Here is a 26,448-nt window from a genome sequence, read left to right as displayed (position 1 = left end):
GATGTAAGTCGTGTCTTGCCTGCAGGTTGAGAATGTCAGCTGCCGTTACAACGGTCGCAATGTGCTGGAACAGCTGTCCCTGACGGTGGCCGACAACGAGATCGTCTGTCTGCTGGGGGCGAGCGGTTGTGGCAAGACCACCTTGCTCAAGGCCATCGCCGGTCTGATGCCACTGGCAGAGGGGGCGATCCGCCTGGGCGACACCCTGCTGGACGGGCCGGATGCGAGTGTGCCGCCCGAGGCGCGCAACATTGGCATGATCTTCCAGGATTACGCCCTCTTCCCCCATCTGACGGTGGCGGACAACGTCGGCTTCGGGCTGACCCGGCTCGATCGTTCGGCTCGCCAGCAGCAGGTGGAAGAGGCGCTGGTGCTGGTCAACCTGCAGGGGCTGGGGGATCGCTATCCGCACCAGCTCTCCGGTGGCCAGCAGCAGCGGGTCGCCATCGCCCGCGCTCTGGTGTGCAAACCCAGGCTGATGCTGCTGGATGAACCCTTCTCCAACATCGACACCCAGGTGAGGATGAAGCTGATCCTCGAGATCCGCGCCCTGCTCAAGCAGCAGGGGATCGGCGCCATCTTCGTCAGTCACAGCAAGGAGGAGGCGTTCGCCTTCGCCGATCGACTGGCGCTGTTCCGGGCCGGTCATATCGAGCAGGTGGGCCAGCCGGAGCAGCTCTATCGCCGCCCGCAGAACCGCTTCGTGGCGGAGTTTCTCGGTGGGGTCAACTATCTGGCTGCCGAAGTGGTGGACAGCCACTGCGTGCAGACTGCACTCGGCGTGGTGTGCGGCACCGAGCCCCACGGTCGGGCGGTGGGCGAGCGGGTGCAGTTGATGCTCAGGCCCCAGCAACTGTCGCTGGAGGCTGCGGTCGGTGGCGAGCTGAAAGTGCTGGAACAGCAATTCCTCGGCCACCACTGCCGGGTGATATTGGACATCCAGGGGCAGCGGCTGGAGGCGAGCATAGGCGAACCCCTCGCCGGTGAGCGGGCGCGGGTCAACGTTGCCCCCCATGCGCTGGTGCTGTTTGATCCATTGCCGTGACAGACCTGATATCGTTGTGAAATCAAGGAACTGACCCGATAGCGGTTTATAATCGCGCCATGCCCATTGCCCATACAGGGGAGAGATACATGAAAGCCCAAGCCGGGATCTGTGCAGAGCCGAATCTGCATGCCCTCTATCTGATGTTCAATCGTACCGGTGATGCAGCCGAGCTGGTTGCCCGTCTGGCCAAGATGCCTGCCCTGTGGGAGGCCGTCGCCGCCGATTTTCCCGATGCCGGTTTCAGCGGTCTGGTCGCCATCGGCTCCGATGCCTGGGATGACCTCTATCCCGCTGCCCGTCCTCCCCAGTTCCGCGGCTTCATGGCCCAGTCCGCCAATGGTCAGGAGGCGCCCAATACCCCATTCGATCTCTTCGTCCAGCTGCGTGCCGATCGGGTCGATGTGCTGCATCACGCCGGTCAGCGCGTGATGGCGCTGCTGGCTGGGCTGGTGGAGCTTGCCGAAGAGGTGCGCGGTTTCCGCAACCTGGATTGTCGCGATCTGACCGGTTTCGTCGACGGCACCGAGAACCCGCAGGATGACCACCGCGCCGAAGTGGCGCTGATCGACGGTGGCGAATTTGCCGGTGGCTCCTACGTTCACGTCCAGCGCTGGGTACACGCCATGAGCGACTGGGAGAAGCTGGCCCTGAAGGATCAGGAAGACATCATCGGTCGCACCAAGGCCGACAACATCGAATACGAGTCGGCCGACAAGCCGCTGACCTCCCACATCAAGCGGGTCAACCTCAAGACTCCGAAGGGGGAGTCCATGGAGATCCTGCGCCAGAGCATGCCTTGGGGCACCATGACCGAGCAGGGGCTCTACTTCATCTCCTGCTGCCGCACACCGCTGCACTTCAACGCCATGCTGGCCAGCATGTACAAGGGGGAGGGCAGCCATTTCGACCATCTGCTGCGCTTCACCAGGGCGGTGACAGGGGCGGCCTTCTTCGCGCCATCGGTCGACTTTTTGCTGGCCCAGGGCCGTTAAGTCCGAACTGGCAACAAGCCCGAATCAGCAGAGAGTGCAGATAACAAAAATCCCGGCCTTGGCCGGGATTTTTCGTTCAGGTCGGGTCGTCAGGCCTGATTAAGGGGTCTGTTCGAACAGCTCGAGGGCGGAGAGATAGAGCTCTTCGATGTCGGTATCGCTGGTGGGGGTGATGAAGATGGTGTCATCACCGGCGATGGTGCCGAGGATCCCTTCTGCCTTGCCGAGGGAGTCGAGCAGACGAGCGATCAGCTGGGCCGCACCCGGACTGGTGTGGATCACCACCAGGGCGCCGTTGTGGTCGACGTCCAGCACCAGGTTCTTGAGCGGGCTGGAGGTGGTGGGCACGCCCAGTTCCACCGGCAGGCAGTAGACCATCTCCATCTTGGCATTGCGGGTGCGAACGGCGCCGAAGCGGCTCAGCATGCGCGATACCTTGGACTGGTTGATGTTCTCGAAGCCCAGCTCTTGCAGGGCGGTAACGATTTCTGCCTGGGAGCCAAATCGCTCTTCTTTCAGCAAGGCTTTAAAGGCCTTGGCCAGTTTTTCTTGCTTGTCGTTGTGTTTCATCTTGGTCTCACGAATGAGGAGGTGTAGCGGCCTGCGAGAGGGCAGGCGGCAGATACGAACAGCGCGGCCATTTTGCATTCATATGCCGATTTTTGCAAGGAAGCGGCGCTTGTTCTGCATATTGATTCAAAAATGGCTTGCGTGAGCCTTGATAAGGGGTAGAATCAGGACGAAATTTTGCAAATTTATTCAATTTGGTTGTATGGGTATTGAATTAGTCGGTATCGAAAAATCCTGGCACAAGGTGCCGGTGCTGCAACAGGTCAGTTTCCGGACCGCTCCCGGCGAGACCCTGGTATTACTGGGGCCGAGCGGCGCGGGCAAGAGTTCCCTGTTGCGTATGATGAATCTGCTGGATACGCCGGATGCCGGTGTGCTGCGCATTGGCGAGAGTGAATTTTCTTTCCCGAGCACTCTGTCTGCCGCCGACTTCAATCGCCAGTCACAACTGTTGCGGCGAAAGGTGGGCATGGTGTTCCAGCAGTACAATCTGTGGCCCCACCTCACGGTCATGGAGAATCTCATTGAGGCGCCGATCAAGGTGCTCGGCATGAGCAAGGCGGCGGCCATCGAGAAGGGGGCCTATCTGCTGGCCCAGCTGCAACTGGCCGACAAGCGCGATGCCTGGCCGGCCCGTCTCTCCGGTGGCCAGCAGCAGCGGGTGGCCATTGCCCGCACCCTGATGATGGATCCGGAGGTCCTGCTGTTTGACGAACCGACGGCGGCGCTCGATCCCGAGATCACCAAGGAGGTGGCCGAGATCATTCGCAACCTGAGCCAGACTGGTATCACCCAGGTGGTGGTGACCCACGAGGTGGAATTTGCCCGCAAGGTGGCCAGCCAGGTGATCTATCTGGAGAAGGGGCGCATCATAGAATCAGGTAGTGCCGCCATTTTCCAATCTCCGCAAACCAGCCGGTTTGCCGAATTCTTGATGCATTGATATTGAGTCGATAAGGAAGCTGTCATGAAAAAGAGTCTGTTGCTGGTTGCCGCCATGGGCCTGCTGAGCACCCAGGTGCTGGCGAAAGAGATCAAGTTCGCCACCGAGGCGACCTATGCGCCGTTCGAATATCTGGATGAGAAGAACGAGTTCCAGGGGTTTGACATCGATCTGGCCCGCGCCATCTGTGCCCAGGCCAAGCTCGAGTGCAGCTTCCACAACCAGGCCTTCGACAGCCTGATCCCCAGCCTCAAGTTCCGCCGCTATGATGCCGCCATCGCCGCCATGGACGTGACCCCGGAGCGGGCCGCTCAGGTCGACTTCTCCGACATCTATTACGAGAACTCGGCGGTATTCGTGGCCAAGAAGGATGCCTTCAAGCAGCCGGAAGAGATGGTGGACAAGACGATCGGCGTGCAGAATGGCACCTCCCACCAGTCTTATCTGGTGGACAACTGGGTCGGCAAGGGGTTGCTCACCGTGCCTTACGCCAGCTATCAGAGCGCCTTCCTCGACATGATGAATGGCCGCACCGACGGGGTCTTTGCCGATACCGCAGTCGCTGCCGACTGGCTCAAGCAGCACAAGGACTACGCCGTGGTCGGTGAGCCTGTGACCGATGCCAAGTACTTCGGTACCGGCTTTGGCATCGCGGTGGCCAAGGGCAACCAGGAGCTGCTGACCAAGCTGAACAAGGGGCTGGCCGAGATCAAGGCCAACGGCACCTATCAGAAGATCTTCGACAAGTACTTCGCCCAGTAAGCCATGTTGAGCCTGTTGTTGGACGCAGCCTGGATGACCCTCGGGCTGGCCTTGGCATCACTGGTCGGGGGTATGGTGCTGGCGCTGGCGTTCAGCGCCGCCGAGCTCAGCAAGCGCCGTTGGCTGGTGTGGCCAGTGGCTACGCTCACCACCCTGATACGCGGTCTGCCCGAGCTGCTGGTAGTGCTGTTTATCTACTTTGGCTCGACCCAGGTGCTGTTTCTCATCACCGGTGAGTATGTGGAGTTCAGCCCGTTCGCCTGTGGCGTGCTGGCGCTCTCTCTGCTATTCGCCAGCTACGCGACCCAGACCCTGCGGGCGGCACTCAATGCGGTGCCCGCCGGGCAGCGGCTGGCGGCGCTGGCGCTGGGCCTTGGCAAGGGTCACATCTTCTTTCGCATCGTGCTGCCCCAGGCCTGGCGCCACGCCTTGCCGGGGCTGGGCAACCAGTGGCTGGTGCTGCTGAAAGACACGGCCCTGGTCTCCCTCATCGGGGTGAACGAGATGATGCGCCAAGCCCAGATGGCGTCGGCCAGCACCTATCAACCCTTCACCTGGTATGCTGCCGCCGCGCTCATCTATCTGGCCATCAGCCTGGTGAGCGAATACGGCCTTGGCCTCGCGGCCCGTTACACCCGCCGCTACGGAGGCTAATCGATGCAAGAGTATCTCGTCACCCTGCTGGGGGGGCTGCTGACCACCCTGGAGCTGACCCTGTTCAGTCTGCTGCTCGGTATCACGCTGGCGCTGCTGATGACCTGGGTGCTGGAGCGGCGCATCCCGCTTGCGACCCAGTTGGTGCAGCTGTGGGTGCTGATCTTCACCGGCACGCCGCTGCTCATCCAGATCTTCCTCATCTACTACGGGCCCGGCCAGTTCGAGTGGCTTAAACAGAGTCCGCTCTGGCCATTGCTCAAGCAGCCCTGGTTTTGTGCAGTGCTGGCACTCGGCCTGAACACGGCTGCCTATTCGACCCGCTTGTTCAAGGGGGCACTCGACGCCATTCCGGCTGGTGAGGTGGAGGCGTGCCGCGCGCTGGGGTTTTCGGCGGGGCAGACCCTGTGGATGAAGGTGCGTCATGCGGCGCGGCGACTGGTGCCCGCCTACTCCAACGAGGTGATCCTGGTGCTCAAGGGCAGTTCGCTGGCCAGTACCATCACCATCATGGACATCATGGGGCTGGCCCAGCGTCTCAACGCCCAGACCTATGACACCCTGGCGGTGTTCGGCGTCGCGGGTGCCCTCTACCTGACCATGAACGGATTGTTAACAATTGGTTTTCGCTGGTGTGAACGGCGAGCCCTCGCCTTCCAGAGCTGAAACCAGTCAATCTACCTCTTTGTGGTGAGGGGTGATGCAGGAAATCTGTGCTTCCCCTCCAATTTTTCGCATTTTTCCCCATTTTTATTCGCCGCCTGTCTTCTGGTTCACATAACCCGTTATTGCAACTGTTATCAGATTGTTTTTTATGGGGGGATCCATTAAGGTTGGGCGCACAACAACAAACAACCTTAAACCTACGCTTAAACATGGAGTTGATCATGAAAGTTGCCGTTCTGGGTGCCGCTGGTGGCATCGGTCAAGCCCTCGCTCTGCTGTTGAAAAATCGTCTGCCTGCCGGTTCCGAACTGAGCCTGTATGACATTGCTCCCGTGACCCCGGGTGTTGCCGTTGATCTGAGCCACATCCCCACCGACGTGGCCATCAAGGGCTTCTGCGGTGAAGACCCGACTCCCGCCCTGGCCGGTGCCGACGTGGTGCTGATCTCTGCCGGTGTGGCGCGCAAGCCGGGGATGGATCGCTCCGATCTGTTCAACATCAACGCCGGTATCGTCAAGAACCTGGTAGAGAAGTGTGCGGCGACCTGCCCGAAAGCCCTGATCGGCATCATCACCAACCCGGTCAACACTACCGTCGCCATCGCCGCCGAAGTGCTGAAAAAAGCCGGTGTCTATGACAAGCGTCGCCTGTTCGGTGTCACCACTCTGGACGTGATCCGTGCCGAGACCTTCGTGGCCGCCGCCAAGGGCCTGAATGTCGACAACGTGCGTGTCAACGTGATCGGTGGCCACAGTGGTGTGACCATTCTGCCGCTGCTCTCCCAGGTTGAAGGGGCTTCCTTTACTGCCGAGGAAGTGGCTGCCATGACCAAGCGTATCCAGAATGCCGGCACCGAAGTGGTAGAAGCCAAGGCGGGTGGCGGCTCCGCAACCCTCTCCATGGGCCAGGCTGCCTGCCGTTTCGGTCTGTCGCTCATCAAGGGTCTGAAGGGCGAAGCCAACGTCATCGAGTGCGCCTATGTGGAAGGCAATGGCGAGAACGCTACCTTCTTCGCCCAGCCGGTGCTGCTCGGCAAGAACGGTGTCGAGACTGTGCTGGACTACGGCAAGCTGAGTGCCTTCGAGCAGGAAGCGATGGAAGGCATGCTGGCTACCCTGAAAGCCGATATCCAGCTGGGTGTCGACTTCGTCAAATAAGGTGTTCATCCTCGCGCAAAGGGAGCTTCGGCTCCCTTTTGTTTTATTGGGCAAGGTGACAGGCTAAGGGGAGCGGGATTTTGGCCGATAACAGAGAGCAGCAGGAGATCCCTATGATGAAACCCCTTACGCTTCTTGTTCTGAGCATTCTGTTTACCTCGCCCTTGTACGGCGCCGAGGCGGTGTCGGCTGCTGCGCCAAGCGAGACGCCTGCTGTTGCTGTCGTGGCCCCTGCTGCGAGTGCGGCCGCGCCTGTTCCCTCCGCCGCGGCCCCGAGTGCTCCCGTGCTGTTGCCGGCAGAGCCCCTGTCGCCTGTGCCAACAAGCAGTGCGGCCGCCACTTCGGGGGCGGCTCCCTTGCCACAGGCGATGCCGGCTCCGGCTCCTGTCGTGACGCCGCTGTCGGTCGGCGAGTTGCAGGCGGTGCCCCTCTATCGCCAGGACGAGCTGCTCAACTGGATTGAACAGGGGCGCCATCTCAAACAGGTCAAACAGGACCGCTGTCAGTTGACCCAGGATATCGAGGCGCGGGCCTCTGTGATGAAGATCCCGGCCTATCAGTTCCTGTGGGGCGATATGCTGGCCTGGGGAGTTTGCACCAAGTCCAATGCCGAGCTCGGGGTGCAATATATGTGGGAGGCAGCCAATCAGGGACTGGCGCCTGCGCTGGAACAGCTGGGTCGCTACTATTGGAAGGGGACGCTGGTGCAAAAGGATCTGGTGCGTGCCGAAACCCTGATGCGCGAGGCGGCCAGCCAGGGTTTTCTGCGGGCCAGGATCGAGTGGGTCGAGATGCTGCTGCAGGGAATGGGCAGTCCCCTTGACTACGAGGATGCCTACCGTTGGTTGCACGGCTCCGTGATAGGCGACAAGGCATTGCACCAGAAGGCGGCGAGCCTGCTGAAGCAGCTTGGCAACCGCATGCCCGCCAACGTGGTGGCTCGGGCCAAGGCCATGCACTAAAAAATGACCCACGGATCTGCATCCGTGGGTTGGGAGTGGGAGGTTACCGCGCCGTGACCGGCTGGCTCCTTGTCAGGAGAAAGTGTTTAACCTGCCTTACAGATCCTGATGGGGACCAAACACTTCGTAGTGCAGCTGCCCGGCAGGAATGCTCGCCGCGAGCAGCTGATCCTTGATGGATTGCATGAAGCCAAGCGGCCCGCAGAAGTAGTAGTGGGCATCGGGCGCGAGCAGCTCTGCCACCTGAGCCAGATCCATGGTTCCCCGGAAGTCATAATCTTTCCCCTGCTGATCCTGAGCCATCGGCTCCCGGTACCAGACCCGGCTCTGCAGCCTGTCATGCTGCGCGCACTTGTACCGGATATCTTCCCTGAAGGCGTGCAGATCCCCTCGTTCGCAGGCGTGCAGCCAGCTGATGCTGGCGCCATGGTCTCTGGCCAGCAGATGGTTGAGCATGCTCAGCATGGGAGTGAGGCCCACTCCGCCGGAGATCAGCACCACCGGGGTCGTCTTGTCAGCCTGCAGGAAGAAGTCGCCGGCCGGTGGCATGACGTCGATACTGTCACCGACGTGCAGATGATCGTGCAGCAGGTTGGAGACTTGTCCCTCGGGGTCGCGCTTGACGCTGATACGGTACTCCCGGCCGTTGGAGGCATCGGAGAGGGAGTATTGGCGGATCTCCTGATACTCGAGCTGGGGGTGAGCCAGCTTGATACTGAGGTATTGCCCCGGTTTGAAGTCCAGCACGGGTTGACCATCCGCCGGAGCCAGCACGAAGGAGGTGATGAGCGCGCTCTCGGCCCGCTTCTCCTTGATAATGAAGGGGCGGGTTCCCTGCCAGCCACCGGCCTGGGCCGCCTTCTCCTGATAGATCTCCCGCTCCCGGCCGATGAAGATGTCGGCCAGTACCCCGTAGGCCTTGCCCCAGGCATCCAGAACCTCGTCAGTGATCGCACTTCCGCCCAATTCTTTGAGCGTGGCCAAGAGATGACTACCCACAATGTGATATTGTTCGGGCTGGATCAGGAACCCCGTGTGCTTATGAGCGATGCGCTCGACCGCACCGGCCAGGGCACCCAGATTGTCGATATTTTTCGCATAGGCGGCCACGGCATTGAACAATGCCAGCGGTTGGCCGCCACTGCGCTGATGGGCCAGATTGAAGATATCTTTCAATTCCGGGTTATGACTGAACATGCGCTGATAGAAGTGTTGAGTCAGCGCCGGACCTGCCGATTCGAGCAAAGGGATGGTGCTTTTGATGACGGCAACGGTCGTTTGGTCTAGCATAGGGAACCTCTTTCTAATTGAACATATAAAATGTCATTTAATAAATGGCATCCTAGATGTTTATTTGATTTGGATCAACACTTCACTTTTCGCATTGCGCTAATCAGGCTTTATGAGACTAACCAGTTATACAGATTTTGGATTGAGAGCCCTGCTTTATCTGGCCACCCTGCCGGAGGGAGAGCTCTCAAGTGTTGCCAAGGTATCGGCCTTGTACGGCGTGTCACGCAACCACATGGTGAAGGTGGTCAACCAGCTGGTGAAGCTGGGGTATCTGCAATCCCAGCGCGGCAAGAACGGTGGCATTCGCATGGCATGCGATCCTGCGACCGTCAACATAGGCCAGGTGATCCGTGCGCTGGAGGGAAATCTCGATGGTATCGACTGCAACTCGCCAGCCTGCCACATCGTATCGGTCTGCCTGTTGAAGAGTGCCCTGAAGGAGGCGATGGATGCCTTCCTGGCGGTGATGGACAGCTACACGCTGCTGGATCTGCTGGCCAACCGTGACGAGTTGCAGAAGGTGTTCGGGGAGCTGATCCCGACCCTGGTGCTGGAGCCCGAGGAAGAGGGTGAATAAGCACTAAAAAGGGCTGCCAGAGGCAGCCCTTTTTCAATCTTCGTCGTGGGTATCCGGACGATAGGATGCCGGCATGATCCGCGCCATCTTCACCATGTTGTTCTCCACTTCCAGGATCTCGATGGGATAGCCCGCCAGCCGGATGCCGATGTTGGGCTGAGGGATCTCCTCCAGGTATTCGAGGATCAGGCCGTTGAGGGTCCGCGGGCCGTCAATGGGCAGCTGCCAGTTCATCTCCTTGTTCAGCTCGCGCACGTTGGCCGAGCCCTCCACCAGGAAGGTGCCATCCGGCTGGGGGTGGATCTCGTCGCTGGGGGCCGGGGTCATGGAGGTGGTGAAGTCACCCACAATCTCTTCCAGGATGTCGTCCAGGGTGATCAGACCCTGGATATCGCCATATTCATCGACGATGAGGCCGATCCGCTCCTTGTTGCGCTGGAACTTGGCCAGCTGCACGTTGAGGGGCGTCCCTTCCGGAATGAAATAGATCTCGTCCACTTCCCGCAGCAGGCTCGACTTGTTGAACTGATCCTTGGCCATCAGTCGCAGGGCGTCGCGAGCGTGCAGGAAGCCCACCACGTCGTCGATGTTGTCGCGATAGAGCAGGATCTTGGTGTGGGCGCAGTGGGCCAGCTGGCGCAATATGGTCTTCCAGTCGTCGTTGATGTCGATGGCGTAGATATCGCTTCTGGGCACCATGATGTCCTCGACCAGCATCTTGTCGAGATCCAGGATGCTGAGCAGCATCTCCTGGTGGCGCTGGGGGATCAGGTTGCCCGCCTCGTTGACGATAGTGCGCAGCTCCTCGGTATTGAGGGAGTCATCCTTGTTCGGATTGATCTTCAGCATCTTGAGCAGGCCGCTGGTGATGCCGTTGATCATCCAGACGAAGGGCGAGAGGGGCACCATCAATCCCTTGAGCACCCAGGAGGCGGGATAGGCGATCTTCTCAGGGAACATGGCCGCCAGGGTCTTGGGGGTGACCTCGCCGAAGACCAGTACCACCAGGGTCAGGCCGAAGGTGGCGACGGCTACTCCGAGATCGCCAAACAGGCGGATACAGACGATGGTGGCGATGGCGGAGGCGAGAATATTGACCAGGTTGTTGCCGATCAGGATCAGCCCCAGCAGGCGATCGGGTCGGGACAGCAGTTGCTCGACACGGCGTGCTGCCTTGTGTTTGGTCTGTGCCAGATGCCGCAGCTTGTAGCGGTTGATGGACATCAGACCGGTTTCGGAACTGGAGAAGAAGGCGGATAGAAGGATCAAGAAAACGAGAACAATCAGCAATGTGCTCGTTGAGATGCTGTCCAAGAAGGGCTCCTGTGGATGGTGTCGCTAAAGGGGAAAACGGGTCAGCTCAACAGCACTTCTTTGACGAAGCGGCTGCCGAAGTAGGCCAGGGTCAGGATGACGCTGCCAATCAGGCTCAGGGTGATCACCTTGCGGCCGCGCCAGCCATAGGTGTGATGGCCCCACAGCAGCAGTACATAGACGCACCAGGCCAGGATGGAGAGCACGGCCTTGTGGGACTTGCCTTGGGCGAACATGTCCTCAAGGAAGAAGAGGCCGGAGGCGATGGAAAGAGTGAGCAGCAACACACCCGCAGAGATGAGCTGGAACAGGCGCTTCTCGACCGTCATCAGGGGCGGCATGGCCGGCAGCTGGCTGATTTTTCTCGATTTCAGCTGCTTGTCCAGACAGGCGAGCTGCAGTGCAAACAGGCAGGCGATCATCAATACCGAATAGGCCATCAGGGCGAGGCCGATGTGCAGCAACAGCTGGGGATGGGCCTCCAGATGGGTGATGTAGCGACCGGGAATGAGGGCGCTGGCGGCCAGCAGCAGGGCCGAGAAGCTGTAGACCACCGGCAGCAGGATCCAGCCGTTGAAGCGGCGGGTGACGCAGGTCATGAAGCAGCTGATGATGAGACTGACCAGCGAGGCCACGTTGAGCATGCTCAGGTTCTGGCCGGAACTCAGTAGCACTTCCGAGCCGAGAGCGCTAGCGTGAGTCATCAGGGCCAGTCCGATGCAGGCGAACAGGGGGCGCTGTCCCACCGGCTTGGCGCTCAGTAACAGATGCAGGGAGGCGACGATGGCCAGCAGATAGAACGCCAGGGCCAGAACAGAGATCACGATCATAACCAGGTCGTTGTTGCACAAGCATTTAGGGATATAAGAGGGGCAGTATACCTTGCACAAGATATGCTCGCCAGTTGTGCTGCCGCCGATCTGCCCATATATAAAGAGGAAGGCGCTTACTGCGACAGTGCGGTGAATAATCGTTCTCGCGCCAGCTCTGGGTTATAATGCCCCCCATTTGTTACGCCAAGAACCGGAATGCGTCATGTTTGAGAATTTGACAGAACGACTCTCGCGCACCTTGCGCAATGTCAGTGGCCGTGGTCGCCTGACCGAAGAGAACATCAAGGATACCCTGCGCGAAGTCCGCATGGCGCTGCTCGAGGCGGACGTCGCCCTGCCGGTGGTGCGTGATTTCGTCGCCCGCGTCAAGGAGCGTGCGGTTGGCCAGGAAGTGGCCAAGTCCCTGAGTCCGGGCCAGGCCTTCATCAAGATTGTCCACGGCGAACTGGTCACCGTGATGGGGGAGGCCAACGAACAGCTCAACCTGGCTGCTCAGCCACCGGCCATCATCCTGATGGCGGGTCTGCAGGGTGCCGGTAAGACCACCACGGTTGGCAAACTGGCCAAGCTGCTCAAGGAACGCAACAAGAAGAAGGTGCTGGTAGTCAGTGCCGACGTCTACCGTCCCGCGGCCATCAAGCAGCTGGAAACACTGGCCGGCGACATCGGCGTCGACTTCTTCCCGAGCGATGCCAGCCAGAAGCCGGTCGATATCGCCAACGCGGCCATCGATCAGGCGCGCAAGAAGTTCTATGACGTGGTGATCGTCGATACTGCCGGTCGTTTGCACGTCGATGGCGAGATGATGGAGGAGATCAAGCACCTCCACGCCACCATCAAGCCGGTAGAGACTCTGTTCGTGGTCGACGCCATGACAGGTCAGGATGCCGCCAACACCGCCAAGGCGTTCAACGAGGCGCTGCCGCTGACCGGCGTGATCCTCACCAAGGCGGACGGTGACGCCCGTGGTGGTGCCGCCCTGTCGGTGCGCCACATCACCGGCAAGCCGGTCAAGTTCATCGGTATGGGCGAGAAGACCGACGCGCTGGAGCCGTTCCACCCGGATCGCCTCGCCTCCCGCATCCTCGGCATGGGTGACGTGCTGTCACTCATCGAAGAGGTGGAGCGCAACGTCGACAAGGAGAAGGCCGCCAAGCTGGCCAGCAAGGTCAAGAGTGGCAAGGGCTTCGATCTGGAAGACTTCCGCGAGCAGCTGGCCCAGATGCGCAACATGGGTGGCATGATGGGGATGCTCGACAAGCTGCCCGGCATGTCCGGCCTGCCTGATAACGTCAAGGATCAGATGGATGACAAGCTGACCGTGCGGATGGAAGCCATCATCAGCTCCATGACCCCCAAGGAGCGCGCCCATCCCGATCTCATCAAGGGCTCCCGCAAGCGCCGCATTGCCGCGGGTTCCGGCATGCAGGTGCAGGACGTGAACAAGCTGCTCAAGCAATTCACCGAGATGCAGCGCATGATGAAGAAGATGTCCGGCAAGGGCGGCATGCGCAAGATGATGAGCCAGATGAAGAATATGCTGCCTCCGGGCTTCGGTGGCGGCCGCGGCCCGTTTTGATCATCCATGCCGTATTGAGAGAGGGTCTGCCAGCGGCAGGCCTTTTTCATTACTGCCCTGCGCAAAAAATGGCTGGCTTGGTTGCAATTATTACGAATCCAAGTAGAATTATGCGGCTTATTTTAAGCTAGGGTCCGCGTGTTTGCGGGCCTTGTTCATTAGATGTTAATGAGGACGATATGGTAACCATTCGTTTACAACGTGGTGGCGCGAAAAAGCGTCCGTTCTACCAGGTAGTAGTTGCTGACAGCCGTAACGCCCGCGACGGTCGTTTCATCGAGCGCGTTGGTTTCTTCAACCCGGTTGCTTCTGGTAACGCTGAAAAGCTGAACCTGGACCTGGCTCGTATCGAGCATTGGGTTGCTACTGGTGCCGCTGTTTCTGAGCGCGTTGCCAAGCTGATCAAAGACGCTGCCAAAGCTGCTTAATCAGCCAGACGGTAAGGAGTTAAGGTGGAAAAACCTGTAGTTCTGGGCACCCTGGGTACCGTTTACGGCATCAAGGGTTGGCTTAAAGTGAACTCCTTCACCGATGTTGCCGAAGCGATTTTCGATTACAACCCCTGGCTGATCAATCAGAACGGGGCGTGGCGTGAAATTCGGGTTTCGTCCTGGAAACGTCACAACAAGGGTCTGATCTGCAAACTCGATGGTATCGACGTGCGCGAGGAAGCCCTGGCATTGACCAATGTTGAGATTGGCGTACCCGCCGATCTGTTGCCTGCGTTGCCCGAGGGCGAGTTCTACTGGCGTGACCTGATTGGTTGCTCCGTAGTGACCACCAAGGGATACGACATGGGCAAGGTGACCGAATTGATGGAAACCGGCTCCAACGATGTGTTGGTGGTTGAGGCCAATGTAAAAGATGCCTTTGGTGCAAAGGAGCGGTTGATTCCGTTCCTGGAAGAGCAGGTGATCAAGAATATTGATCTGACTGCTCGAACAATCGAAGTTGATTGGGATCCTGGTTTCTAGTTTCCCGCGGTAACACGAGTGCCGGAGGTTTCTTATGTGGATTGGGGTGATTAGCCTCTTCCCTGAAATGTTCCGAGCCATTACCGAGCACGGGGTAACGGGTCGGGCCGTCAAGAGTGGCCTGCTGCAGATTGAGTGCTGGAACCCCCGGGACTTTACCCACGACAAGCACCGTACGGTCGATGATCGTCCTTATGGTGGTGGGCCCGGCATGTTAATGATGGTTCAGCCGCTGCGTGACGCGATTCATGCAGCCAAGCAAGCGGCGGGAGACGGGGCGAAAGTCATCTATCTCTCTCCTCAGGGACGCAAGCTGACTCAAGCGGGCGTAACCGAGTTGGCGACGAATCAGAAACTGATTCTGGTAGCCGGTCGATACGAAGGTATCGATGAACGCGTGATACAAACCGAAGTCGACGAAGAGTGGTCTATCGGGGATTACGTGTTAAGTGGTGGCGAGTTGCCTGCCATGACCCTGATCGATGCGGTTTCGCGTCTGGTCCCTGGGGTTTTGGGTGATCAGGCCAGTGCCGAGCAGGACTCCTTTACGGATGGCTTGCTGGATCATCCCCACTATACTCGGCCGGAGGTGTTGGATGGGCTGGCGGTGCCCGAGGCGCTGACAAGCGGCAATCACGAAGTGATTCGGCGCTGGCGTCTCAAGCAATCGCTCGGACGAACCTGGCAAAGAAGGCCGGAACTTATTAACAACCTAGCTCTGACTGACGAGCAAGAATCACTTCTTGCCGAGTATGTCCGCGAAGTGCGTGACAGCGTTAAGTAGAGTTTTCAGTTTATCCTAGGTAAGGAAAGACAATGAGCAAGATTATTCAGCAGCTTGAACAAGAGCAAATGCGTACCGACATCCCGGCTTTTGCCCAGGGCGACACCGTACGTGTTCAAGTTCGTGTTAAAGAAGGTGGTAAAGAGCGTCTGCAGGCTTTCGAAGGCATCGTGATTGCCAAGCGTAACCGCGGTCTGCACTCTGCTTTCACCGTTCGCAAGATCTCCAACGGCGAAGGTGTTGAGCGTGTATTCCAGACTCACTCTCCGCTGATCCACAGTGTAGAACTGAAGCGTCGTGGTGATGTTCGCCGCGCCAAACTGTACTACCTGCGCAACCTGTCCGGTAAAGCTGCTCGTATCAAAGAGAAGCTCAACTAATTCGATTCGAATTGGTGTCGATATGTCGGCGAAAAGCTCGACAGGTAGTGAAAAGGCTCGCCAATGGCGAGCCTTTTTTGTTTCTGCGTCTGAACTGGCGAGGGAGCCTTACTGGTTCACCCGCACCACAGAGTTATCCCGCCCGAAGGGGCCTGGCACATAGCCATCGGCCTCCCAGTCGTTGTCATAGAGGGTCTCCCCCTCAGGGGTGATGAGCTGGTAGCAATATTCGAAATAACCGGGCCCGTCGGTGGGCAGGTTGAGGGTGGTCTTGAACTCGCCGCTCTTCATCTTTTTCAGATCGATAGGCTGCCACTGGGTGAACTCGCCCAGCAGGCGAACCTGCTCGGCGCCGGCGGCCGCCTCTTTCTCCACGGCAAAGGTGACTTTGACTTCGGGTTTTGATTTGAGGAATTGCTTGATGAGTGGCATGACGCCTCCTTGTCAGTGAGTATAAAAATTGGCTCCCGCCTATTTTTATACCAGCTTATGACAAGGATGTTGATACGGCAGGTTAAACCGGCAGGGCGAAATGGCGTTGCAGCAGGCCGTGGGTAAAGTTGATCTTGAGATAGAAGCCCCGTGGCAGCGTCATGATGGGCTGACCATCACGGCCGATGGCCCGGGTCAGCGCCTTGTTGTTGGCCGCCTTGGGTCGCAGTTGCATCACCTGGCCGTGGCGAGCACTGATCTGCTCCACTTCTCCCAGCACTATCATGTCCATCAGCTCTTCCCAATCCTGACGCAGCAGTCGATCTTCCTCTTCGTTCGGGCTCCACATCAGCGGCATACCGACTCTGCGCTCCCCGATAGGGATCTCCCTGCTACCTTCCACCGGGATCCAGAGTACCCGTGACAATTTGTTGCGCACGTTCGACTCCTCCCAGCGCTGGCCGGTGACACCGATCAACGGGGCAACGCAGATGAAGGTGGTTTCCAGCGGTTTGCCCTGAGGATCGATGGGGATCGTCTTGAGCTCGATCCCGAGATCCGGGAAGTCCTGCTCCGGCTTGCTGCCGGCACTGGCACCCAGCTGCCATTCGATCAGCTGGCCGACCCAGCCCTTGTCCCGGCGCAGATCCCCGGGAACGGCTATGCCCGCCTGTGCTGCCAGCTGGGCCAGCGTGAACCCTGCCATGGCATAGGCGCGGGCCAGCAACTCCTGCTCGGACTGGGGATTGGTCGGCATACTTGGTTCCATCTTGTTCGTTCTCTCCTCGCCAGCCTGGATCCAGAGAAGGATCGCTGTTTTTATAGCCGATCCTGCATGGAGACGGGCAAATGGGGATAATTTGGCTGTTATCAGCACATCTCAATGATTTTAAAGGGTTTTGGTTATTTTATCGAGGCCAGTAAAGAGTGGCTTTTTAGCTTGAAACAGTTGTCCAAGGGTTTGCGCCTGATGTTGCACACAGTTATCCACAGAAATCTTGGATAAGTGAATGTAACTGGGAAGAGTCGCCGAGATGTTACAAAAAAATGTGAATGCAGCCCCATTTTTACAGGGGAAAGCGGGCAGATAGTGTGCCACTCCTGTGGATAATTTGGTCGTGGTGGATCTTTGAACAGTTGGACTTGTTCACAATCCATGGCGTGGATCCTGCGGGGGCGCCATCGAGGATCCAGAACCACTATTTTACATTTAACTATATGTATAATAATGTTTTTACTTGTTAGCTACGGGATGGGGATATACCGTTGGCATTTTTACTCATCATCAAAAAGTACTGTATATACCCGTTTACTAACAGCTTTATGCACAGTCTGGGTGGGCAACTTGCCGTCGCAGATCCTGGGATTTGTTTATAAGTATGTTTGAAATTGAAAGTTATTCATGAAACGAGGGATTCACTCCTTGTTTGCTGCCACGGGGTGAATGTGGAACAATCTCTTTATAGATTCAGCCTTTATAAGGTGATCACGTGATTGATGGCGACGGATTTCGTCCCAATGTCGGTATCGTGATCTGTAACCGTGACGGACAAGTATTGTGGGCTAAGCGCTATGGGCAGCACTCCTGGCAGTTCCCGCAGGGGGGGGTTGATGATGGTGAATCGCCGGAACAGGCCATGTATCGAGAGCTATATGAGGAGATTGGCCTCAAGCCCGAAGATGTGACCATATTGGCCACCAGTCGTAACTGGCTAAAGTATCGTTTACCCAAGCGTCTCGTCCGTTGGGACAGTTCACCGGTCTGTATTGGCCAAAAACAAAAATGGTTCCTGTTGCAGCTGAATTCGGGCAGGGAGTCCCGGATCCAGTTTGGCTGTCATGGCCATCCCGAATTCGATGATTGGCGCTGGGTCAGCTTCTGGTACCCGGTGCGCCAGGTTGTCTCGTTCAAACGGGAGGTTTATCGTCGGGTCATGAAGGAATTTGCCCCGCTGGCGATGCCGGTCGCGGCAACCCAGGTCAACAAGAAGGATGGGCGGCGCCATCGCGCACGCTAAGGAGCACAGATTAGTTGTTAACGGAACTGAGACGTATCGTCGAGAGCATGGCCGAGGCCAATACCCTCGAGCAAGCCCTGCAGGCCCTGGTCAGCCAGACCCGGCATGCCATGAAGGTGGACTGCTGCTCCGTCTATGTCTCGGAACCCGACATGCGCCGCTACCGGCTGGCGGCCACCGATGGTCTGGCCCCCTCTGCCGTTGGCAAGGTCACTCTGCCCTTCGAGCAGGGCATCGTCGGTCTGGTGGGTCAGCGTGAAGAGCTGATCAACCTGGCCGATGCACCCGCACACCCCAGCTTCAAGTTTCTGCCCGATGTGGCCGAGGAGGCGTTTCGCTCTTTCCTCGGCGCCCCCATCATGCATCAGCGCCAGGTGGTCGGTATCCTGGTGGCCCAGCAAAAAGAGAGTCGCCGTTTCGATGAGGGGGAAGAGTCCTTCATGGTCACCCTGGCGGCCCAGCTGGCGGCGCGCATTGCCCAGGCCCAGGCCAAGGGGTGGTTGCAGAAGACCGACTGGAGCAAGCCCCTGCGCGGCATTGCCGGGGCCAGCGGCATCGCCATGGCCAAGGCCTGGGTGTGGCGGCCCCGCAAGGCGCTCAACTCCATCACCCCGCGCAAGGATGAGGAGCACGGCAAGCAGCTGGCTCGGCTGGAAGAAGCCGTGGAGGAGGTGCGCCACGATCTGGAGAGCCTGGCGCTGCGCTTTCGCGAGAGCTACAGCCAGGACTCGGTGGCGATCTTCGATATCTACCTGCACCTGCTGAACGATCCCGGCTACATCAAGCCGATCCGCAACAAGGTGAGCAAGGAGCACTGGACGGCGGTCTCGGCGGTCAAGATCATCAGCGATCGTCTGATCGAGCAGTTCAAGGGGATGAAGGATCCCTATCTGCAGGAGCGCGCCGCCGATGTGAAGGATATCGCCCTGCGCCTCATCAGCCGACTGGTGCAAAACGAACCGGAACATATCTCCATCGGTGAACCCGTGGTGCTGGTCGCCGATGAGGTGACCGCCACCATACTGGCCGAAGTCCCGCGCGAGTTTCTGAGCGGCGTGGTCTCCCTCAAGGGGGGCACCAACTCCCACGCGGCCATCTTGGCTCGTGCCATGGGGGTGGCGGCCATCATGGGGGTGGATCTGCCGCTCGGCGACATCGGTGGCCGCATGCTGGTGGTCGACGGCTACAGCGGCGATCTCTTCATTGAGCCCAACCAGGTGATCCTCACCGAGTATCGCCAACTGCTCAATGAGGAGCGGGCCCTCGATACCCTGGTGCGCAGTGTCGACAACCAGCCGTCGGAAACCGCCGATGGCACCCCCGTCTCCCTGCTGCTCAACGCCGGCCTCAGCGCCGATACCGAGATAGCCCTCAATCATCTGGCGGACGGGGTCGGTCTCTATCGCACCGAGATCCCCTTCATGCTGCAGGACAGCTTCCCGTCAGAGTGGGAGCAGACCGCCCGCTATCGCGGCATCCTGGAGACTTACCGTAATCGCCCCGTCTGCATGCGGACCCTGGACGTAGGGGGTGACAAGCAGCTGCCCTATTTCCCCATCGTCGAGGAGAACCCCTTCCTTGGCTGGCGAGGGATCCGGCTTACCCTGGATCACCCCGAGCTGTTCCTGGTGCAGCTCAAGGCGATGCTGCGGGCCAGCGAAGGGCTCGACAATCTGGCCATCATGCTGCCGATGATCAGCAGCGTGAACGAGATCAAGGCCTCCCGCCGCCTGCTGGATCAGGCCTGGCGGGAAGTGTCGGAAGAGGCTGCCGGCCGGGGAGCCGAGATCCGCTACCCCAGTCTCGGGGTGATGATAGAGGTGCCCTCCGCCCTCTATATCCTGCCGGAGATGGCCCCCCTCATCGACTTCTGGTCGGTGGGCAGCAACGACCTGACCCAGTACCTGCTGGCGGTGGATCGCAACAACGCCCGGGTTGCCAGCATCTATGACGCCTTCCATCCGGCGGTGATCCGCGCTCTGCAACTGCTGTCCGATGCCTCTCGCCGCTACCACAAGCCGGTCTCGGTCTGTGGCGAACTGGCCGGGGATCCGGTCGGCGTGCTCCTGCTGCTGGCCATGGGCTATCGCCGCTTCAGCATGAACACCCATAACATCGCCCGCATCAAGTACGTGCTGCGCCAGTCCCGGCTGGATGAGCTGATCACGCTGCTGGCAGACGGCCTCAAGCACGACAATCCCCACATGCTGCGCGGCCTGTTTGCCCGCTATCTGGAAGAACATGGGCTGGGCGGCTTGTTGCGGGCCGGCCACAAGGTCAAACAGACTGATTGATAATCATGCCTTGTCCCTGCTGACGAATGATCGGAAAATGCGGCTTTTCTTTTTGACTGGGGCCGCTTATGCAGCACGACGGATATTGGGTTTTCTCGCAGATTGATCCCGTAGCATTCAGTTTGGGACCACTATCGGTACGCTGGTATGGTCTCATGTACCTGTTTGGCTTCGCGTTTGCCATGTGGCTGGCGGGGCGCCGCGCCGCCCAACCGGGCAGTGGCTGGACCCGTGACGAGGTCTCCGATCTGCTGTTTTACGGCTTCCTCGGGGTGATCCTGGGTGGCCGAGTCGGCTATGTCCTGTTCTACAACTTCGATCTCTTCCTCGCGGATCCGACCTATCTGTTCAAGATCTGGACCGGTGGCATGTCGTTCCACGGCGGCCTCATCGGCGTCATCACCGCCATGATCTGGTTTGCCCACAAGACCAGGCGCCACTTCTTCACCGTGGCCGATTTCGTGGCGCCACTCATTCCGTTTGGTCTCGGGGTTGGCCGCATCGGCAACTTCCTCAATGGCGAGCTGTGGGGCCGGATCACCGATGTGCCCTGGGCCATCATCTTTCCCGAGGCGGGCCCGGAGCCGCGCCATCCGTCCCAGCTCTACCAGTTCGCCCTGGAAGGGGTGGTGCTGTTCATCATCCTCAACCTGTTCTGGCGCAAGCATCCGCCGCGCGGTGCCATCTCCGGCATGTTCCTGCTGTTCTACGGCCTGTTCCGCTTCCTGGTGGAGTTTGTGCGCCAACCGGACAGCCAGCTGGGTCTCTACTTCAACGAGATCAGCATGGGCCAGATCCTGTCCACCCCGATGATCCTCATCGGAGCCCTGATGATTTGGGCCGCCTACAAGCGCCCGCAGTTGTTTGGTAATGCCGTGAAGGAGGCAAAATAATGAGAGCGTATCTCGACCTGATGCAGAAGATCCTGGATGAGGGCACCGTCAAGTCCGACCGTACCGGCACCGGCACCGTCTCCCTGTTCGGCCATCAGATGCGCTTCAACCTGGCCGAAGGCTTCCCGCTGGTGACCACCAAGAAGTGCCACCTGCGCTCCATCATTCACGAGCTGCTCTGGTTCCTCAACGGCGACACCAATACCGCCTATCTGAAAGAAAATGGCGTCAGTATCTGGGACGAGTGGGCCGACGAGAACGGCGATCTGGGCCCGGTCTACGGCGCCCAGTGGCGCTCCTGGCCGACCGCCGACGGTGGCGTGGTGGATCAGATCCAGAAGGCGGTGGACGACATCAAGCACAATCCGGATTCCCGTCGCATCATCGTCTCCGCCTGGAACGTGGGCGAGCTGGACAAGATGGCGCTGGCTCCCTGTCATGCCTTCTTCCAGTTCTATGTGGCGGACGGCAAACTCTCCTGCCAGCTCTACCAGCGCAGCTGCGATGTCTTCCTCGGCCTGCCGTTCAACATCGCCAGCTACGCTCTGCTGACCCACATGATGGCCCAGCAGTGTGGTCTGGAAGTGGGCGACTTCGTCTGGACCGGCGGCGACGTGCACCTCTACTCCAATCACATGGAGCAGACCGCGCTGCAGCTCACCCGCGAGCCGCGCCCGCTGCCGACCCTGGTGATCAAGCGCAAGCCGGACTCCATCTTCGACTACCAGTTCGAGGACTTCGAGATCCAGGGTTACGATCCCCATCCAGGCATCAAGGCGCCCGTCGCCATCTGATCCCGGCCCGAACCTTGTCGATGCCAGTCAGTGAATGCTGACTGGCATTTTTCTTTGGCCGGACGGCCCTCTTTGCACCGTTTGGTCGCGCTATTCCTGCGCATGGTGGAAGGAGGCTCCGGCCTCAGTGGGTGTGGCCGTTGTTCTCCGGCTCGGGCTTGTGCTGCCAGATGGCCCCCAGCAGCAGCTTGAGCAGCAGCCCGGGCGGGTTGTCCAGCAGCTTGCCCGACTCCAGCAACAGCTGGCCATCGGCGCGAAAGCCGAGGCTGGCATCTATGGCCTCATCCTCAGTGACCACCTGGATCAGCCCATGCAGGGCGCCCCGCTCCCCCGGCTGACAATGCAGTCGCAGCTCGCGGGGCTCTCCCAGCAGGGTGAAGGCGCGACTCAGGGGAGGGGAATCTTCATAGTCCGGCCAGCTGAAGAACTGGTACTGCTCGGCGAGCGTGCCCGCCTGCTGGCAAAACTGGTCGAACAGCTGGGCAATGGCCTGGTACTCCTGATCAAGCTGTCTGGCTTGTTCCTCAATCCTTTTCATCCCTTGCTCCTTGTATATCCACTTGATCGGAAATGGTTTTTCTGACCCTGTGACAGGCATTTTCTAGATATGGAACCAAATGCCGGAAAGGTCTGTGAGCCGGATCCAAGTTTCAGTCTGAAAACGTTATCTTGTTGAAAATGGTCGTTTTTTTGCCCACCCGCTCACATTTGAAACGATTGTCGCTGATTAATATGGCACCGCCTGGCAACGACCGGGTGCTCGACTATCGAGACTAACTACAGCGGGAATTATAAAAATCATGGATATGAAAAAGACCAAGGTGGCGCTGGCAACAGCCTCACTGATCGTGCTTTTGTCTGGCTGTAATGACAACGGCTCTACCACCCCTGATGTGCCTATCAACCCCGAGATCCCTACCAACCCGGATGTGACCGTCCCTCCCGGCACCGAGGACGGACCTGTCGCCCGTCTGCCCAAGGTGCAGGCCCCCGCCGAATTGCTGATGGCGGGTGACAATCAGGTGGTCATCGCCCTGGTGGATACCCAGACCAGTGCCGCCCGCGGGGTGGATGGCCCCTTCGCCAGTCATAGTCTTCATCTCTGGAACAACGAAGCGTGTTCTGCCACTGCCGATAGTGGTCTGAATGGCGGTTGGGATGACAAGATCAATACGCCGACGGCAGCCGACAGCTTTGGCCCTGCCTGGGTGATCCCGCTGGCCAAGGTGGAAGGGTGTATCAACTTTATCGCCCGGGATGGTTCCCTCGGCAACCTGACCGGCGCCGACATGAAGGTAGTCTTCAGCGATCATCCGGATCGCACCGTGGCCATCGTTGCCGGCAAGAACGCGATCTTCGATAGCCGGGCCGAGGCTTTCACCGCCGCCTTCGGCGTTGCCGGAGCCAGCGCCCACCTGATCGACGGCAACACATTGATCTGGCAGGGGGGCAAGGACAAGCCCCATGTCCGCCTCTACTACACAGAGTCGGGCACCATCGAGGCCAATGCCGACGGGGTATTCGACTTCCCCTATATCAGCCTGACCCCGACCAGCCTAACGGCGGAGCAGCAGGCCAGGTATCCGCATCTCAAAGATGCCGCCGCCTTTGCCCTGCCGTCAGGAAAAGATCTCAAGCCCCTGCTCAAGGGGGAGCTGGTGGCCATCGGCACCGATGCCGATGGCATACTGCAGGGAGCAACCCTGGTGCAGAGCGCCGGCGCCCTTGATGCTCTCTATAGCGATGCGGCGAGCAAGCTCGACTATGGCGCCATCGTTGAGGGGGGCAATGTCACCTTCCGGCTGTGGGCGCCGACCGCCAGATCGGTCAAGCTGGCGCTGTTTGACGAGCAGCACAACTCCCTTGGCGAGCGCGCCATGATCCTGGACGAAGCCAGCGGCAGCTGGAGCGTGCAGGGGGGCAGCGAGCTGGTAGGCAAGTTCTACCGTTACGACATCCAGGTCTATCACCCGGTCAGCCGCAAGCTGGAATCCTATCAGGTGACCGACCCCTACTCCCTGAGCCTGGCGATGAACTCCGAGTTCAGCCAGGTGGTGGATCTCGACGATCCGGCCCTCAAGCCGGCCGGCTGGGACGAGCTCAAGGCCCCCCACAGCCAGCAGAACCCGGCTGACATCACCATCTACGAGGCCCATGTCCGCGATCTGACCGGCAACGACGACTCGACCCCGGCGGAGCACCGCGGCAAGTTCCTCGGCCTGACCGATACCGACACGGTACCGGTCAGGCACCTGCAATCCCTGGCGCAGAGCGGCGTCAGCCACCTGCACCTGCTGCCGGTGTTCGACATTGCGACCATCAACGAGGACCCGGCCAAGGTGGCCAATATCGGCGATGACTTCAGCAAGCTGTGTCAGGTCAACCCCGAGGTGCAGAATTCAGCCTTTGGCGCTTACTGTGGCGGCGGCCAGACCATAGCCTCCGTGCTGGAAACCCTGGATCCGCGTGGCGAACAGGCACAGTCGCTCTACGGCTATCTGCGCGGCGTCGACTCCTTCAACTGGGGTTATGATCCTTATCACTACACGGCGCCGGAAGGCTCCTATGCCACCAACGCCGAGGGCAGCCAGCGCATCCTGGAGTTCCGCGAAATGGTCAAGGCCATCAAGCAGAACATCGGCATGAACGTGGTGATGGACGTGGTCTACAACCACACCAACGAGGCTGGCCTGGGTCCCAAGTCGGTGCTCGACAAGATAGTGCCCTGGTACTATCAGCGTCTCAATCCGGAGACCGGCTCGGTCGAGAATTCCACCTGCTGCTCCAACACGGCGCCGGAACACGCCATGTTCGCCAAGCTGGTGGATGACTCCCTGGTGACCTGGGCTCGCGACTACAAGATCGATGCCTTCCGCTTCGACCTGATGGGCCACCACCCGAAAGATCAGATAGTGCAGGCGCTGGCGGCGGTGAAGAAGGTCAACCCCGAGATCTACTTCTACGGCGAGGGGTGGAACTTCGGCGAGGTGCAGGATGACAAGCGCTTCGTGCAGGCGACCCAGAAGCACCTGGCTGGGACCGGCATCGGATCCTTCTCGGATCGGTTGCGGGATGCGGTGCGCGGCGGCAGCCCGTTCGACGGTGGCGATACCATTCGCAAGACCCAGGGCTTTGGCAACGGCGCCTTTGTGGATCCCAACGAGCTGGATGGCGTCGAGCTGGCCACGGCTTTGCATCAGGCCGATCTGGTGCGTCTCGGCATGGCCGGCAATCTCAAGGAGTTCGTGCTGACCGACAAGAATGGCATCCCGATGAAGGGGGCCGAGATCGACTATAACGGTCAGCCTGCCGGCTATGCCCAGGATCCGACCGAGATCCAGAACTATGTCTCCAAGCATGACAACCAGACCCTGTTCGACAACCTGATCTACAAGGCGCCGGCAGGAGCCGATCTGGTGCGGATGCAGGGGGTATCGCTGGCTACCGCCATGCTGGGGCAGGGCATTCCCTTCACCCACGCCGGCGTCGAGTTGCTGCGCTCCAAGTCCATGGAGCGGGACAGCTACGACTCGGGGGACTGGTACAACCGGGTCGATTACACCCTGGCTGACAACAACTTTGACAAGGGATTGCCGCGCAAGGATAAGGATGGCGACAACTATCCGCTGATCGATCAGGTGCTCGGCCAGCATGCCAAGCCGAGCGGTGCCGACATGGCGACCATGGTGGGTTTCTACCAGGAGCTGGCCAGGCTGCGTCAATCTTCTCGCCTGCTGCGTCTGGGCAGTGGGGCCGAAGTGATCAAGCGGGTCGATTTTCGCAATACCGGACCGGATCAGGTGCCCGGCCTCATCGTGATGACGGTGGATGACGGCATGGCCGCCGGTGCGGATCTGGATCCGGCCATCGACGGTCTGGTGGTGATGCTCAACGCCACCAACCAGAGTCAGAGTATCGGTGATTTCCGCGACGGGGCGGATCAGCCCATCGATCTCGCCGGTCTGGTGCTGAGCCCGGCTCACGACAGCAGTGACAGCATAGCCCGCGGAGCCGCGGTGTCCGGTGGCCAGTTGACGCTGGGTGCCTGGTCTGCCGCCGTGTTCGTCAAGCCCCAGAGCGGGGCCCAGGGCACGGGGCTGCCAGTCGGCAAGAAGACGGACCTCAGTACGCTGCCACCCTTTGGCATGACCAATGTCTTCGTGCGTGGCTTCCTCGGCCAGTGGGATCCCGTCAACCAGCTGACCTTCAGTGGCAACTATGTGTATGAGTTGACCATGCCGGTTGCCGAGGCGCAGCTGGGTGAGACGACCCTGAAGATTGCGGATGCCAGCTGGGGAGCGCTCAATTACGGCAAGTGTGAGGCCACCGATGTGCTGGCGACGGCGGCACCGCTTACCCTGTGCAAGGGAGGGGATGATATCGGCATGACGCTGGACAAGGCGGGCAGCTACCGGTTTGTCCTGAATGCCATGGACAAGGAGCATCCGACCCTGAGCGTCAGCGTGACCGAGTCCGCGGGGTAAGCAGACCCATAGAGCCCGGGGGATGGCTCGGCGTCCCCGGGTTGA

The 26,448-nt window shown here is 59.5% G+C and carries 26 protein-coding genes; 19 read left to right on the top strand and 7 right to left on the bottom strand.

Translation table 11 applies throughout. The features are described from left to right. Positions 1-10 precede the first annotated feature (10 nt). Together BN1123_RS09660 and BN1123_RS09655 are read left to right on the top strand one after the other, a co-directional pair. Entirely contained in the window at positions 11-1,045 is a 1,035-nt protein-coding gene (locus BN1123_RS09660) for an ABC transporter ATP-binding protein (protein WP_042026682.1), read from the top strand. Positions 1,046-1,134: 89 nt separating this feature from the next. Further along, on the top strand, positions 1,135-2,040 hold the full coding sequence (locus BN1123_RS09655) for a Dyp-type peroxidase (protein ID WP_042026681.1): 906 nt from the start codon (positions 1,135-1,137) through the stop codon (positions 2,038-2,040). A 99-nt stretch (positions 2,041-2,139) separates the two neighbouring features. On the opposite strand, the gene argR is transcribed toward BN1123_RS09655, so the two are convergent. Beyond that, positions 2,140-2,610, bottom strand: a complete 471-nt coding sequence (gene argR / locus BN1123_RS09650; RefSeq protein ID WP_005340378.1) for a transcriptional regulator ArgR — start codon at positions 2,608-2,610, stop codon at positions 2,140-2,142. A 202-nt stretch (positions 2,611-2,812) separates the two neighbouring features. Here argR and BN1123_RS09645 point away from each other — a divergent pair, with 202 nt between their 5' ends. The 6 genes from BN1123_RS09645 to BN1123_RS09615 all read left to right on the top strand — a co-directional run bounded on the left by BN1123_RS09645 (position 2,813) and on the right by BN1123_RS09615 (position 7,754). Further along, positions 2,813-3,553: an ATP-binding cassette domain-containing protein gene (locus BN1123_RS09645; RefSeq protein WP_042026680.1), complete on the top strand. Its 741-nt coding sequence runs from the start codon at positions 2,813-2,815 to the stop codon at positions 3,551-3,553. 24 nt (positions 3,554-3,577) lie between these two features. Continuing rightward, entirely contained in the window at positions 3,578-4,315 is a 738-nt protein-coding gene (locus tag BN1123_RS09640; protein ID WP_042026679.1) for a transporter substrate-binding domain-containing protein, read from the top strand. 3 nt (positions 4,316-4,318) lie between these two features. Continuing rightward, positions 4,319-4,969 (top strand): arginine ABC transporter permease ArtQ, encoded by a 651-nt coding sequence (gene artQ / locus BN1123_RS09635; protein WP_026456672.1) that lies wholly within the window; start codon positions 4,319-4,321, stop codon positions 4,967-4,969. Between the two features lie 3 nt (positions 4,970-4,972). Next, positions 4,973-5,635 (top strand): arginine ABC transporter permease ArtM, encoded by a 663-nt coding sequence (gene artM, locus BN1123_RS09630; RefSeq protein WP_042026678.1) that lies wholly within the window; start codon positions 4,973-4,975, stop codon positions 5,633-5,635. Positions 5,636-5,856: 221 nt separating this feature from the next. Next, entirely contained in the window at positions 5,857-6,792 is a 936-nt protein-coding gene (gene mdh / locus BN1123_RS09625; protein WP_042026677.1) for a malate dehydrogenase, read from the top strand. Between the two features lie 368 nt (positions 6,793-7,160). Further along, entirely contained in the window at positions 7,161-7,754 is a 594-nt protein-coding gene (locus BN1123_RS09615) for a tetratricopeptide repeat protein (protein WP_042026676.1), read from the top strand. 96 nt (positions 7,755-7,850) lie between these two features. On the opposite strand, the gene hmpA is transcribed toward BN1123_RS09615, so the two are convergent. Next, entirely contained in the window at positions 7,851-9,044 is a 1,194-nt protein-coding gene (hmpA, locus tag BN1123_RS09610) for an NO-inducible flavohemoprotein (protein ID WP_042026675.1), read from the bottom strand. A 112-nt stretch (positions 9,045-9,156) separates the two neighbouring features. Here hmpA and BN1123_RS09605 point away from each other — a divergent pair, with 112 nt between their 5' ends. Then, positions 9,157-9,624, top strand: a complete 468-nt coding sequence (locus BN1123_RS09605) for an Rrf2 family transcriptional regulator (protein WP_042026674.1) — start codon at positions 9,157-9,159, stop codon at positions 9,622-9,624. A gap of 33 nt (positions 9,625-9,657) precedes the next feature. Here BN1123_RS09605 and BN1123_RS09600 read toward each other — a convergent pair whose 3' ends face one another. Beyond that, the gene (locus tag BN1123_RS09600) at positions 9,658-10,938 is read right to left on the bottom strand and encodes an HlyC/CorC family transporter (protein ID WP_042026673.1); all 1,281 of its coding nucleotides are present in this window, start codon (positions 10,936-10,938) and stop codon (positions 9,658-9,660) included. Between the two features lie 41 nt (positions 10,939-10,979). Continuing rightward, complete coding sequence (locus BN1123_RS09595) at positions 10,980-11,768, bottom strand: cytochrome C assembly family protein (protein ID WP_042026762.1); 789 nt, start codon at positions 11,766-11,768, stop codon at positions 10,980-10,982. A 205-nt stretch (positions 11,769-11,973) separates the two neighbouring features. Here BN1123_RS09595 and ffh point away from each other — a divergent pair, with 205 nt between their 5' ends. From ffh to rplS, 5 genes are all read left to right on the top strand, one after another. Next, positions 11,974-13,350, top strand: a complete 1,377-nt coding sequence (gene ffh / locus BN1123_RS09590; RefSeq protein ID WP_042026672.1) for a signal recognition particle protein — start codon at positions 11,974-11,976, stop codon at positions 13,348-13,350. Between the two features lie 179 nt (positions 13,351-13,529). Further along, entirely contained in the window at positions 13,530-13,778 is a 249-nt protein-coding gene (gene rpsP, locus BN1123_RS09585) for a 30S ribosomal protein S16 (protein WP_042026671.1), read from the top strand. 24 nt (positions 13,779-13,802) lie between these two features. Beyond that, positions 13,803-14,324 (top strand): ribosome maturation factor RimM, encoded by a 522-nt coding sequence (rimM, locus tag BN1123_RS09580; protein ID WP_042026670.1) that lies wholly within the window; start codon positions 13,803-13,805, stop codon positions 14,322-14,324. Positions 14,325-14,358: 34 nt separating this feature from the next. Next, the gene (gene trmD, locus BN1123_RS09575; RefSeq protein ID WP_005308699.1) at positions 14,359-15,108 is read left to right on the top strand and encodes a tRNA (guanosine(37)-N1)-methyltransferase TrmD; all 750 of its coding nucleotides are present in this window, start codon (positions 14,359-14,361) and stop codon (positions 15,106-15,108) included. Positions 15,109-15,140: 32 nt separating this feature from the next. Further along, on the top strand, positions 15,141-15,488 hold the full coding sequence (gene rplS, locus BN1123_RS09570) for a 50S ribosomal protein L19 (RefSeq protein ID WP_005308701.1): 348 nt from the start codon (positions 15,141-15,143) through the stop codon (positions 15,486-15,488). 108 nt (positions 15,489-15,596) lie between these two features. On the opposite strand, the gene BN1123_RS09565 is transcribed toward rplS, so the two are convergent. Together BN1123_RS09565 and mutH are read right to left on the bottom strand one after the other, a co-directional pair. Next, entirely contained in the window at positions 15,597-15,920 is a 324-nt protein-coding gene (locus tag BN1123_RS09565; RefSeq protein ID WP_026456581.1) for an isoamylase early set domain-containing protein, read from the bottom strand. A gap of 82 nt (positions 15,921-16,002) precedes the next feature. After that, positions 16,003-16,677, bottom strand: coding sequence for a DNA mismatch repair endonuclease MutH (gene mutH, locus BN1123_RS09560; protein WP_042026669.1), 675 nt, complete (start codon positions 16,675-16,677; stop codon positions 16,003-16,005). Positions 16,678-17,410: 733 nt separating this feature from the next. Here mutH and rppH point away from each other — a divergent pair. From rppH to thyA, 4 genes are all read left to right on the top strand, one after another. After that, positions 17,411-17,938, top strand: a complete 528-nt coding sequence (gene rppH, locus BN1123_RS09555) for an RNA pyrophosphohydrolase (protein WP_042070448.1) — start codon at positions 17,411-17,413, stop codon at positions 17,936-17,938. A 14-nt stretch (positions 17,939-17,952) separates the two neighbouring features. Further along, positions 17,953-20,232: a phosphoenolpyruvate--protein phosphotransferase gene (ptsP, locus tag BN1123_RS09550; RefSeq protein WP_042026668.1), complete on the top strand. Its 2,280-nt coding sequence runs from the start codon at positions 17,953-17,955 to the stop codon at positions 20,230-20,232. Between the two features lie 68 nt (positions 20,233-20,300). After that, positions 20,301-21,125: a prolipoprotein diacylglyceryl transferase gene (gene lgt / locus BN1123_RS09545; RefSeq protein WP_026457733.1), complete on the top strand. Its 825-nt coding sequence runs from the start codon at positions 20,301-20,303 to the stop codon at positions 21,123-21,125. Further along, entirely contained in the window at positions 21,125-21,919 is a 795-nt protein-coding gene (thyA, locus tag BN1123_RS09540; protein ID WP_026457734.1) for a thymidylate synthase, read from the top strand. The genes lgt and thyA overlap by 1 nt, the downstream gene beginning before the upstream one ends. A 124-nt stretch (positions 21,920-22,043) precedes the next feature. Here the strand turns inward: thyA and BN1123_RS09535 are convergent, their stop codons facing one another. After that, positions 22,044-22,457: a hypothetical protein gene (locus tag BN1123_RS09535; protein WP_042026667.1), complete on the bottom strand. Its 414-nt coding sequence runs from the start codon at positions 22,455-22,457 to the stop codon at positions 22,044-22,046. 262 nt (positions 22,458-22,719) lie between these two features. Here BN1123_RS09535 and pulA point away from each other — a divergent pair, with 262 nt between their 5' ends. Further along, positions 22,720-26,403: a pullulanase-type alpha-1,6-glucosidase gene (gene pulA / locus BN1123_RS09530; RefSeq protein ID WP_224212323.1), complete on the top strand. Its 3,684-nt coding sequence runs from the start codon at positions 22,720-22,722 to the stop codon at positions 26,401-26,403. The last annotated feature ends 45 nt before the right edge of the window (positions 26,404-26,448 follow it).

Source organism: Aeromonas enteropelogenes (assembly GCF_000819845.1).
In the GTDB taxonomy this organism is placed as follows: Bacteria; Pseudomonadota; Gammaproteobacteria; order Enterobacterales; family Aeromonadaceae; genus Aeromonas; species Aeromonas enteropelogenes.
This window is presented reverse-complemented; position numbering and strand designations above follow the sequence as displayed.

Excerpts from the sequence above, each read along its gene's own strand:
- rplS (WP_005308701.1), top strand. The coding sequence starts at position 15,141 with ATGAGCAAGATTATTCAGCAGCTTGAACAAGAGCAAATGCGTACCGAC.
- BN1123_RS09645 (WP_042026680.1), top strand. The coding sequence starts at position 2,813 with ATGGGTATTGAATTAGTCGGTATCGAAAAATCCTGGCACAAGGTGCCG.
- mdh (WP_042026677.1), top strand. The coding sequence starts at position 5,857 with ATGAAAGTTGCCGTTCTGGGTGCCGCTGGTGGCATCGGTCAAGCCCTC.
- argR (WP_005340378.1), bottom strand. The coding sequence starts at position 2,610 with ATGAAACACAACGACAAGCAAGAAAAACTGGCCAAGGCCTTTAAAGCC.
- trmD (WP_005308699.1), top strand. The coding sequence starts at position 14,359 with ATGTGGATTGGGGTGATTAGCCTCTTCCCTGAAATGTTCCGAGCCATT.
- rpsP (WP_042026671.1), top strand. The coding sequence starts at position 13,530 with ATGGTAACCATTCGTTTACAACGTGGTGGCGCGAAAAAGCGTCCGTTC.
- BN1123_RS09595 (WP_042026762.1), bottom strand. The coding sequence starts at position 11,768 with ATGATCGTGATCTCTGTTCTGGCCCTGGCGTTCTATCTGCTGGCCATC.
- BN1123_RS09535 (WP_042026667.1), bottom strand. The coding sequence starts at position 22,457 with ATGAAAAGGATTGAGGAACAAGCCAGACAGCTTGATCAGGAGTACCAG.
- artM (WP_042026678.1), top strand. The coding sequence starts at position 4,973 with ATGCAAGAGTATCTCGTCACCCTGCTGGGGGGGCTGCTGACCACCCTG.
- mutH (WP_042026669.1), bottom strand. The coding sequence starts at position 16,677 with ATGCCGACCAATCCCCAGTCCGAGCAGGAGTTGCTGGCCCGCGCCTAT.
- BN1123_RS09640 (WP_042026679.1), top strand. The coding sequence starts at position 3,578 with ATGAAAAAGAGTCTGTTGCTGGTTGCCGCCATGGGCCTGCTGAGCACC.
- BN1123_RS09655 (WP_042026681.1), top strand. The coding sequence starts at position 1,135 with ATGAAAGCCCAAGCCGGGATCTGTGCAGAGCCGAATCTGCATGCCCTC.
- hmpA (WP_042026675.1), bottom strand. The coding sequence starts at position 9,044 with ATGCTAGACCAAACGACCGTTGCCGTCATCAAAAGCACCATCCCTTTG.
- artQ (WP_026456672.1), top strand. The coding sequence starts at position 4,319 with ATGTTGAGCCTGTTGTTGGACGCAGCCTGGATGACCCTCGGGCTGGCC.
- pulA (WP_224212323.1), top strand. The coding sequence starts at position 22,720 with ATGGATATGAAAAAGACCAAGGTGGCGCTGGCAACAGCCTCACTGATC.
- BN1123_RS09565 (WP_026456581.1), bottom strand. The coding sequence starts at position 15,920 with ATGCCACTCATCAAGCAATTCCTCAAATCAAAACCCGAAGTCAAAGTC.
- BN1123_RS09605 (WP_042026674.1), top strand. The coding sequence starts at position 9,157 with ATGAGACTAACCAGTTATACAGATTTTGGATTGAGAGCCCTGCTTTAT.
- thyA (WP_026457734.1), top strand. The coding sequence starts at position 21,125 with ATGAGAGCGTATCTCGACCTGATGCAGAAGATCCTGGATGAGGGCACC.
- BN1123_RS09615 (WP_042026676.1), top strand. The coding sequence starts at position 7,161 with ATGCCGGCTCCGGCTCCTGTCGTGACGCCGCTGTCGGTCGGCGAGTTG.
- lgt (WP_026457733.1), top strand. The coding sequence starts at position 20,301 with ATGCAGCACGACGGATATTGGGTTTTCTCGCAGATTGATCCCGTAGCA.
- ffh (WP_042026672.1), top strand. The coding sequence starts at position 11,974 with ATGTTTGAGAATTTGACAGAACGACTCTCGCGCACCTTGCGCAATGTC.